Annotated in this window: 8 protein-coding genes and 1 pseudogene; 5 read left to right on the forward strand and 4 right to left on the reverse strand. The window is 60.8% G+C overall.

Annotated elements, in window-relative coordinates:
• On the forward strand, positions 1-485 hold a 485-nt coding region (locus tag BN871_RS19810; RefSeq protein ID WP_048748474.1), incomplete at its 5' end, for an anhydro-N-acetylmuramic acid kinase.
• Positions 486-782: 297 nt separating this feature from the next.
• Here BN871_RS19810 and BN871_RS19815 read toward each other — a convergent pair.
• Positions 783-2,366 (reverse strand): ATP-binding protein, encoded by a 1,584-nt coding sequence (locus BN871_RS19815; protein ID WP_048748475.1) that lies wholly within the window; start codon positions 2,364-2,366, stop codon positions 783-785.
• A 239-nt stretch (positions 2,367-2,605) separates the two neighbouring features.
• On the opposite strand from BN871_RS19815, the gene BN871_RS27075 reads away from it, so the two are divergent.
• From BN871_RS27075 to BN871_RS19830, 4 genes are all read left to right on the forward strand, one after another.
• Positions 2,606-2,758: a DUF1540 domain-containing protein gene (locus tag BN871_RS27075; RefSeq protein WP_083436549.1), complete on the forward strand. Its 153-nt coding sequence runs from the start codon at positions 2,606-2,608 to the stop codon at positions 2,756-2,758.
• A gap of 481 nt (positions 2,759-3,239) precedes the next feature.
• A complete protein-coding gene (locus BN871_RS30325) occupies positions 3,240-3,650 on the forward strand; it encodes a VOC family protein (protein WP_048748479.1) in 411 nt (136 codons plus the stop codon).
• Positions 3,651-3,781: 131 nt separating this feature from the next.
• Positions 3,782-4,720, forward strand: a complete 939-nt coding sequence (locus tag BN871_RS19825; protein ID WP_069202493.1) for a 3'-5' exonuclease — start codon at positions 3,782-3,784, stop codon at positions 4,718-4,720.
• A gap of 192 nt (positions 4,721-4,912) precedes the next feature.
• Positions 4,913-6,748, forward strand: a complete 1,836-nt coding sequence (locus BN871_RS19830) for a DUF2339 domain-containing protein (RefSeq protein ID WP_021881365.1) — start codon at positions 4,913-4,915, stop codon at positions 6,746-6,748.
• A 121-nt stretch (positions 6,749-6,869) separates the two neighbouring features.
• Here BN871_RS19830 and BN871_RS19835 read toward each other — a convergent pair whose 3' ends face one another.
• From BN871_RS19835 to BN871_RS28585, 3 genes and pseudogenes are all read right to left on the reverse strand, one after another.
• Positions 6,870-7,652 (reverse strand): exodeoxyribonuclease III, encoded by a 783-nt coding sequence (locus BN871_RS19835; protein ID WP_048748476.1) that lies wholly within the window; start codon positions 7,650-7,652, stop codon positions 6,870-6,872.
• A 78-nt stretch (positions 7,653-7,730) separates the two neighbouring features.
• Entirely contained in the window at positions 7,731-9,020 is a 1,290-nt protein-coding gene (locus tag BN871_RS19840) for an FtsX-like permease family protein (protein WP_048748477.1), read from the reverse strand.
• Positions 9,021-9,022: 2 nt separating this feature from the next.
• Positions 9,023-9,232 (reverse strand): annotated as a pseudogene (locus BN871_RS28585) (ABC transporter ATP-binding protein); the annotation flags it as partial.

The raw sequence follows: 9,232 nt of genomic DNA on the forward strand, positions 1-9,232 counted from the left end.
TGGCGGCGCGCGGCACGCCCGATGCCGAGCTGCTGGCGGAGCTGCTGGAGCATCCGTACTTCCGCATGCCGCCGCCCAAGTCGACCGGTCGGGAGCTGTTCGGCGCCGCATACGCCGACGGCTTCCTGGAACGGGCGGCTGCCCGCGGCCTTGGCGCCGAGGATATCGTCGCGACGGCGACGGCTCTGACCGCCCGATCCATCGCCGATGCCTGCCGGCAGCTCGTGCTGCCCCGCTGCGAGGTGCACGAGCTGGTCGTCAGCGGCGGCGGGGCTTGCAACGCGACGCTGCTGACAATGCTGTCCGGCTTGCTCCCGGAGCTGTCCGTCACGACCTCGGGCGCTCTGGGCATTCCCGACGATGCCAAGGAAGCGGTCATCTTCGCCCTGCTCGGGCATGATTTCCTGCTCGGCCAGGCCAACAACCTGCCGAGCGCGACGGGAGCATCGCGCCCGACCGTCTTGGGGAAGCTCGCGCTTCCTTGACTGAATCCAACGGCTGTCCTAGTGGACGGCCGTTTTTTTACATTTCCTTTACCGGCAAAAAAATTTATTTATGGAAAATATAAGCCGAAAAGAAGAATAGGTCTTCATTCTTATTTTTATAGACGAAATAAAGAATTCCCGGCTTCATCGGGCTCATTGAGAGCATTTTGTATTTGCTTAGCAGTGATGGAGCTTTCGACTCCAAATACAGCACGTTTGCGAGGATGTGAAGCACGAAAGAGGGTCGCGGACTATTCCGCGACCCTTTTTCCCGTTGCGGCAGCATTCGGAGTTCGGCTACCGGCCGCTGCCGGCAAGCGGAAGCTCCAGCGTGACGACCGTGCCTTTTCCCGCCATGCTGTCGATGGCGAAGCTGCCTTCATGCGCGGCCATGATGCGCTTGACGATCATGAGACCAAGGCCGTTGCCGCCCGGCTTGGTCGTATGGAACGGCTCTCCCGCCCGCTTGAGCTCTTCCGCGTCGATGCCTGCTCCGGTATCCGAGATCGAGATGGTCTGACGGCCGTCGGCCGCCTCCAGCGTAATCGAAATTTCCCCGCCGCGCGGCATGGCTTCGGAGGCGTTGCGCAGCACGTTGAGGAACACCTGCTTCATCTGGTCGCACTCGCAGAGCAGCAGCCCGGAGCTGATATATTCGCGCTTTATGGAGATGTTCTCCAGACGGCATTGGAATTCGAACATTTGCAGCGTCTCTTCCAGCAGGCCGGAGCATTCTCGGATAGCGAGCTGGCGCGTCTTCGGCCTGCCGAGGACGAGAAAGTCGTCCGTGATGAGATTGATCCGTTCGATCTCGCTCATGAGCAGGGAGTAATGGGCAGGATCAAGCTGGCTCGAAGTGAACTGGAGCATGCCCTTGATCGCGGTGAGCGGATTGCGGATTTCATGCGCGATGCCGACGGCCAGCTGGCCGGCAAACACAAGCTTCTCGTTGTGGCGGAGCTGCTCCTCGGCCCGCTTCGTTTCCGTCGTCTCCCGCAGCGTGCCCGCCGTACGGATCATCCGCCCGTCGCCGTCTACGATGGGGACGATGTCGAGGATGAAATGCTTCGGGACGCTGAAGCGCTTGTCCGAGAGCTCGAGTCCTACGATGTGGTTTGCGCCTTCGTCCAGAAGCTGGCGGAAGCAACCGCCGATGACGGGCAGGCTGCGCGCATCGAGGCCTTCGCGCTTGTCTGCGAGGCTGAGCATGCGGGACACGGAGTCGTTCAAGGTCAGAATCGTTCCGTGCTCATCCGTGAGGACCACGCCGAAGTGGCTTGTTTCCAGCAGCGCTTGCGTCAGAATCTGCTGCTGGGTGTTCTGCTTGCGCAGCAGCAGCTCCCTCTCGATGGAATCGGCCATCGTGCCGAGCAGGGCGAGCAGCTGGGGATGGGCGTTGTCGGCTACGGTCATGATCGAGATGGTGGCGTATATGCGGCCCGAGCCTTCCGGATCCGGCAGAGGCGCCGTGTAGCAGGCCATCTGCTGAAGCGGAAGATGATAATGCTCGGCTCCGATCACCTGCACGGGCTCGTTGCGCTCCAGGCACAGCGTGATAGAGCTGATGGCGGCCTCTTCCCCGTAACGGACGCCTTCGACAATATTGAACTCGTGAAGCGAGCCGATCATGGCCGGATTGCCGCCGAAGCCGAGCACATGGCCCTCCCCGTCGGAGACGGCTACCAGCATCGGGTCCTGCGGCAGCAAGCCGAGGAACCGTTCGGCCAGATCAAGCGACACCTCGAGCACATCGGCGTAATCGGATTTCCTTTGACGAAGGGCGTCGACAGCAAGCCGGTCCTTGAAATCGGGTATAACGGAGGAATCCAGCCCCATGGCATGGTAATATCGTTTCAATTCCTCGAAATCAAGCAGCTCCATTCTCTGTTCTCCTGTCTGAACACTCGTTACTTTGAGAATACCATAAACGGGCCGTTCAACTCTCCGGAAAATTTGTAGCCTCGCATTGCGGACTCTATGGAAAAGGGTTATCATGGCAGTAGGTGTACGTGCATGAGAACGCAAATAAGCCCGAAGAATCGCTGGAATCGATTCATATCAGGCTGTTTGAGGTAAAGGAATTGTACACCCTGACAATTCAACCATGGAGGTGAATCATCATGGCAAAAGACGTTCTGTGCGAAGTGAACTCCTGCAAGAACTGGGCTGACGGCAACAAATGCAACGCTTCGTCGATCTACGTGGTCAGCCACCGTGGACAAGCCAGCCAATCCGAAGAGACGGATTGCAAGACGTTCGAACCTAAACTGTAATAACGAATATGATTCTCTTGGGGCAGCCGTTGCAGCGGCTGTCCTTTTCGTTATGCTCTCCTACTATAATAACCAATAATGATAATTGTTATCAAGTGGTTGAGAGAAAAAAGTTTTCAGCCCTTATCGGCGAACAGGAACCGCAGCATCGGGCATGGCCGAACAGCGACTGGCGGCTGCGATCCGCACGGGTACCGGCGATGGATCTCCGGCATCAGCTCTCGGCGGCTTGAACGGGCTGAACCCGGCGGTGCGGATGGATAAAAAATGGCTCGGCCGGCGTCGTGAAATTTGCTATGATGGAAACAGAAATGGAAGGATATGGGCTTATTGGAGCCGTCTGCTGCTTGCCGGTTCGCCGGATCAAATGAGAAAGGGGAGATGGGGAATGGATGAATCGCCGGTCCGCAAGAAAGAAACGGAGGGGTACAGGCCTGACGCGGTGCGGAAGGCTTTTGACATGAACGATGGAGGGAAGACGATGAGCGACAACGGGAAGACGTTGGGATCGGCCGTAGCGGCAAGTCCGGTCAAAAACAAGGTCGGCAGCTATTTCGTTCCGGTACGGAATATCGAGGCTTCCCGCAGCTGGTACTGCAAGGTGCTGGGTCTGATGGAGGCGGATTGCCCGATTCATTTCGGCCATCTATGCCCGCTGCCGATGCAGGGAACGGGATTGATTCTCGACACGATGCCCAAATGGGGAGGCAGCGATCCCGACGGAGCTCCTTCGATCCAGACGCCGGCGTTCATGCTTCTCACCGACAAGCTGGAGGAATCGCTCGCATATATGAAGGAGCTTGGCGCCCGGCTCGTGACGGAAATCGAGCATGACCAGTGGTTTGTCGTTCTCGACCCGGACGGCAATAAGCTGATGATCTGCAGGGAATAAGCAAGAAGCCCCGCTGCTGCCGCACGAGGCAGGAACGGGGCTTCTTGCCGCTGCCTGAGGATGCTCCGCTGTCCTTCACCGTCCAATATCGTGTATGATGGGAACAATGGATATTGCAGCGGAGGTTGAGCATGGATTATATCGTGTTGGATATTGAGTTCAACGGGCGGAAGTTCGCCAGCGACAAGCCGATGGAGGTTATCGAGATCGGCGCGGTCCGGCTGAACGAAGCCTTGGAGAAGATCGACGAATTCACGGCTCTGATCAAGCCGGTTTATTTTGCCAAGCTGAACAGCTTCATTCGGGAGAAGACGGGCATTCCGCAGGAGGACATCGATGCGGCGAGCGGGTTTGTTCCGGTCATCCGCCATTTCCTGGCTTGGCTGGGCAAGAGCGAAGCCTGCACGTTCGTGACGTGGGGCGGCGAGGATATGAAGCGGATCGTGCTGGATACCCGCATGCACAAGCTTGACGATGCCTATTGGCTCGCGGCTTCCTATTATGATCTGCTCAAGATCTATTTGCGCGCGCGCAGCCTGACCAATGATGTCAGCGTCGAGGCGGCTTTGGCGGAGCTTGCCATCCCGGCTGAGGGCAGCGCCCACCGGGCTCTGGACGACGCCCGCATGACGGCGGAGATTTTCCGCCGCATCTTCCCGGACATTCAGCATGATACGGACGCGCGGCAGTACAAGGACACCTACTCCAACGCCAAGGAACGGAGAATGGTGAAAAATGCGATCCGCGGCCTCGCCGTGCAGAAGGTGCAGCCGACCTGGGAGCTGGTGGCCGATAAGCTGGCCAAGGCGAAGGTGGACATGGACAACGCCAAGAAAGCGGCGGAGCTGCAGGATTACTACGAGGCGGAGATCGTGAAGGCGCCGAAACGGCCGCAGACTCCGCGTCAAGGCATGCGTCCGGCGGGGGAATCGTCCTCCGAAGCGGCAGACGGTCCGGAAGTGCAGGGAGAGCGGGAAGCTGCGGTCGTACCGGAAGAACCGGCGGTTGACTGCGAGGCGTCTGCAGGTCCATCCGCGCCATCCCGCAGCGGGAGAGGCGCGGACGCTTAATATACGTTTGTGCAGCAGAATGCCGGCGATCCATCGCCGGCGTTTTTTTTATGAAAGCATAATGGATAATGAAGGAGTTCGGACCGATATAATCCTGAAATGGGATTTGGAATGGGCTTGATAGGTGTAACGTAAGTTGGAGCGGCTTCGCAGCAAGCCGGCCTATTTTAGCGTTCAAAAGGGGATCAGCAAATGAAGCTTGAAGAGAGAGTTGAACGACTGGAACGGCTTATTCAGGGCTTGGCGCTCGAGCTCGCGGAGCTGCGGCGGCGGCAGGCTGCGGACTTGCCGTTGTCGGGAGGGGAGCGGCGGGACGGCGCTGCGGTGCGAGCATTCGATGAGACCGAGGCCGCCGAGCAGGCAAGCGAGGGGCAGCAGTTCCCCGAGCATCTCCTGCAGACGGCGCCGGCCCAATCTCATGCAGGGGGCGGGCATCGTTCCATGCCGGGATCTGCTCCGAGGCCTGCCGGTCCTTCCGGACATGCGGCAGCGGGAGGGACTTTGCCTTTGCAGGCTGCTCCTCGCCCGCCCGCCCCTCCAGTCGACTGGGAGCATCTGCTCGGCAGGGTCTGGCTGCCGCGGATCTTCATCGTCGTACTGCTGCTCGGCGTGCTGTGGGGCTTCGCCGCAGCCGTCAATGCGGGCATGATCACGCGCCCGGTCCGCTGCTGGCTCGGCGCTGCGGCGGCGGCATGCATGTTCGCGGCCGGCATCCGGCAGATGCGGCACAAGCGGGAAGCGCTGGGCCAGGCGCTGCTTGGCGGAGCGCATTCGCTGCTCGTCGTGACGTTGTTCGCGGCGCATATGCTGTATGGATTCATGTCCGTTCCGCTGGCCTGCGTCCTCTACGGCATCGCCATCCTGCTGTTTGGCGCGACAGCGCTTGCCTACCGCTCGCAGTCTCTCATGCTGCTCGCCATGGCTGCCGGATGCTTGATTCCGTTTCTCCTTGACTACGATGCTCCCCATGTCTCCATTCTTGTTGCTTATGAGGGGCTGTTCGCAGCTTCCGCGCTGCTTATCGGCTGGAAGCTTCAGTTCCGCTGGGTGTACGCCGCTTCCTATCTGCTTCTGCAGCCTGCGCTCCTCGTCGCCGCCCTTCTCGGAGCCGGAGATGGAGCGGAATGGTGGTTTCTCGGCGCCCAGCTCCTGCAGCAGGCTATCCTCCTGACAGCGTACCTGTTGGAGAAGCGGGAGGCTCCTGTCTACTCCGAGCGGAGAGGACTTGTGTTCACTTCCTTTGCGATTACGGCGGGATGGGCTTATCTGCTGCTGATGCCGAAGCATGAAAGCCAATATCTGATTCTGGTCGGGATCGGTGCGGCTGTCTACAGCCTTCTGGCTTGGTTGCAGCTATCCAAGAAAAAGGAAGCGGCCGAGCTGCTTGCCGTCACGGCGACGCTCGGATGGATGCTGCTGCTGCTCGAGTCGCTGCCGGGCACTTATGCGGGAGCGGCACTCGCAGTCGAAGGGACGCTGGCTCTGGCGATCGGCCTGCGCATCCGCGCTCCTTACCAGCAGGGAGCGGGGACGATCGTGCTCTTCATCGGCGCGATGCGGATTATCGGGAAGCCCATCGATGCCGTCGCATCGCCGGAAACCTTCAGCTGGATCATCCTGCTGGCGGACTTGCTGGTTCTGCACCGAATATTCCTTCCGTATAAACAGAGCCCGCGAGCAAGGCAGGCATCCGGAGCACTGTTATGGCTGACCGGAGTTCTTGGCCTGGCATTCCTGACCCAGCTCACGCTGGCAGCGTCGAGGCCGCTGGAGACGGACAGCCAAAGGCTGATCTTATCCGCGGTATGGGTCGCCTATGCGATTGCGCTGATTATCGCCGGAATCATGCTGCGGCGGCCGAAGGCTCGATTTGCCGGCATGCTGCTCGTGCTGCTCACCCTGCTGAAGGTCATCTTCATCGACGTTCCTGGCGTGACGATCGCCGTCCGAGCAATTCTGTTCATCGGTCTCGGGGTGGTGGGCATCGCTGTATCGCGAGTGATGTACAGCAAGCAGAAAAGTCAGTAGCAAAAGAGGGTCCCGCTCGGGACCCTCTTTTGCGTGCCTATGGCCTTCCATGAGCTCTTGCAGCTGCCGTCGGCTCCTGAAGCTTCCCGCTGCAGAAGCGTGCTGCTGCAGCTCCTGACGTCTAGATCTCCGCCTTGGCGCTGCCCGGCTCATCCGCCAGCTCCAGCACGACCGGACAATGGTCGCTGCCCAGCACGGCGCTGTCGATGGACGCGTCCTTCAGCAGCGGACGCAGCCGCTCCGAAGCGAGGAAGTAGTCGATGCGCCAGCCGATGTTCTTCTCCCGCACCTTCGGCATGAAGGACCACCAGGTATAGGCGCCTTCCGCATCGGGATGGAAGTGGCGGAACGTATCGACGAATCCGGCTTCCAGCAGCGTCGTCATCCGGCCCCGCTCTTCCTCGGTGAAGCCGGAGTTGCCGCGGTTGGCGCGCGCGTTTTTGAGGTCGATATCCTGATGGGCGACGTTGAGGTCCCCGCACAGGATGACAGGCTTCACGGCGTCCAGACCTTGAAGATAGCGAAGGATGCGCTCCTCCCACTCCAGCCGGAACGGAAGGCGGGACAGGTCGCGCCGGGAGTTGGGCGTATAGACGTTGACCAGGTACCACCCTTCGAACTCGAGGGTGAGGATGCGGCCTTCCTCCTCGAAGTCGTCCTCGAGTCCGTACAGGACGGACAACGGCTTGATCCGGGTCCAGACGGCCGTTCCGGAATAACCTTTGCGAACGGCGTAATTCCAGAACAGATGATAGCCTTCGGCATGGTCCAGCTCGATCTGGCCTTCCTGCAGCTTCGTCTCCTGCACGCAGAAGATGTCGGCATCCATATGATTGAAATAATCGGCAAAGCCTTTCTTGACGCAGGCTCTCAGCCCGTTGACGTTCCACGACACCAGTTTCACTTGCATTCTCTCCCCGCTTGCGGCATGGCTTATCTGTCCAGTGTACCATGGCCGGGCTCCGGGCGGGGAGGGAGGAAGCTATTGGATCGCGAGGTAGCGGGCCGTCTCGGCCCGGTAGGCGGCCAGCGCAGGAATCAGTCCGGCTGCGATGCCGGCCGCAAGCACGATGCCGGCGATGCCAAGATGAGACCACTGGAATCCGACCGTCACGGCGATGGATACGCGGGAGCCGATATAGCCGGACAGGACGGCCGACAAGCCATAGGCTCCGGCGATGCCGAGGGCGCAGCCGAGCAGCATGACGATGGAGGATTCCAGCAATACGATGGCCATTACATGGCGGCGGCCGGCGCCGATCGCGCGCAGGATGGCCACGCTGCGGCGGCGCTCCATCGCCGAGCCGTACAGGGAGAGGCAGACTGTGAGGCCTGCCATGCCGAGGATGACGTATCCGATGCTGCGCAGAGCCTGCTCGCCGCTGCCCAGCATGTCGAACAGCTTGGCCAGCGTCTGGCCCGGCAGCACGGCCTGGGCTTCTTTTCCGGCGTTCGTCTGCTGGTACAGCTTCATCAGCCCGATGTAGCTCTTGGGCTTGACGAGGACGGCCGTCACTCCGCGGGCAGCTTCATCCTCGTCGGACACAGCCGGACCAGGCGCAGACGAAGCCTCGGCAGAAGTAGAAGGCTCTTGTCCTCCGTCGGCCGCTCCGCCTTCCTCTTCATGCCCATGCTCATGGCTGATCCAGTAGCTGTCCATGCTGACGTAGATGCCCTGGTCGGAAGGAGCCGCTACCGGCTTCAGAATGCCGACCACCTCATAGGGATGCTCTCCATGCTCCTCCGGCTCGGCGGAGGCGGCGACTCCATGCTCGGAGACGAAGCGGTCCCCGACCTTGAGCCCTTCGCGGGAGGCGACCTCCGCTCCGATCACCGCCTGGAAGGGACCGCTGAACAACCGCCCGTCGCGAAGGCTGAAGTAAGGCGGATCGGCAGGGCGGCCCTTGAGGTCGAAGAAGCCGGCGCTTGTCCCGACGATCCGGAATCCCCGGTACTGGTCTCCGAGAGCGAACGGAACGGCGGTCTGCACTTCGTCATCTCCGGCCAGCTTCTCATAGTAGGCATGGCTGAGGTTGTCCAGCGGGCGGTCCATCAGAAATATGGTATTGAACACGAGCTGGTTGGCGCTTCCCTTGGAGCCGATGAGGAGGCCGAACGGCTCGCTTGCCCGCTCGATGCCGCCGCGCACGCCCCCGGAGAGGATCAGAACCGCCAGCGTGACGGCGATTCCGACAAGGACGACGGCGGCCGTCAGGGCGGTTTGGACTTTGCGGGCCATCAGATTGCGGATAGCCATGCTCAGCAGGGACATGGCTAGGCTCCTTTCGCCGGCGAGAGCGGCCCGCGGGACAGCTCCCGCATGGATACGGAGCTGTCCATGCGTGCCGCCTGCTCGGGGTCATGGGTGCAGAGCAGGAGCGCGGCGCCCGTATCGGAAGCGGCGGCAAGGAGCAGCTCCATGACCTGCGCCGCCGTCGAGACGTCCAGGCTGGCTGTCGGTTCGTCGGCCAGCAGCAGCTCGGG

It is taken from the genome of Paenibacillus sp. P22, assembly GCF_000469945.2.
Classification (GTDB): domain Bacteria; phylum Bacillota; class Bacilli; order Paenibacillales; family Paenibacillaceae; genus Paenibacillus_O; species Paenibacillus_O humicus.

Excerpts from the sequence above, each read along its gene's own strand:
- BN871_RS19830 (WP_021881365.1), top strand. The coding sequence starts at position 4,913 with ATGAAGCTTGAAGAGAGAGTTGAACGACTGGAACGGCTTATTCAGGGC.
- BN871_RS19840 (WP_048748477.1), bottom strand. The coding sequence starts at position 9,020 with ATGTCCCTGCTGAGCATGGCTATCCGCAATCTGATGGCCCGCAAAGTC.
- BN871_RS27075 (WP_083436549.1), top strand. The coding sequence starts at position 2,606 with ATGGCAAAAGACGTTCTGTGCGAAGTGAACTCCTGCAAGAACTGGGCT.
- BN871_RS19815 (WP_048748475.1), bottom strand. The coding sequence starts at position 2,366 with ATGGAGCTGCTTGATTTCGAGGAATTGAAACGATATTACCATGCCATG.
- BN871_RS19825 (WP_069202493.1), top strand. The coding sequence starts at position 3,782 with ATGGATTATATCGTGTTGGATATTGAGTTCAACGGGCGGAAGTTCGCC.
- BN871_RS30325 (WP_048748479.1), top strand. The coding sequence starts at position 3,240 with ATGAGCGACAACGGGAAGACGTTGGGATCGGCCGTAGCGGCAAGTCCG.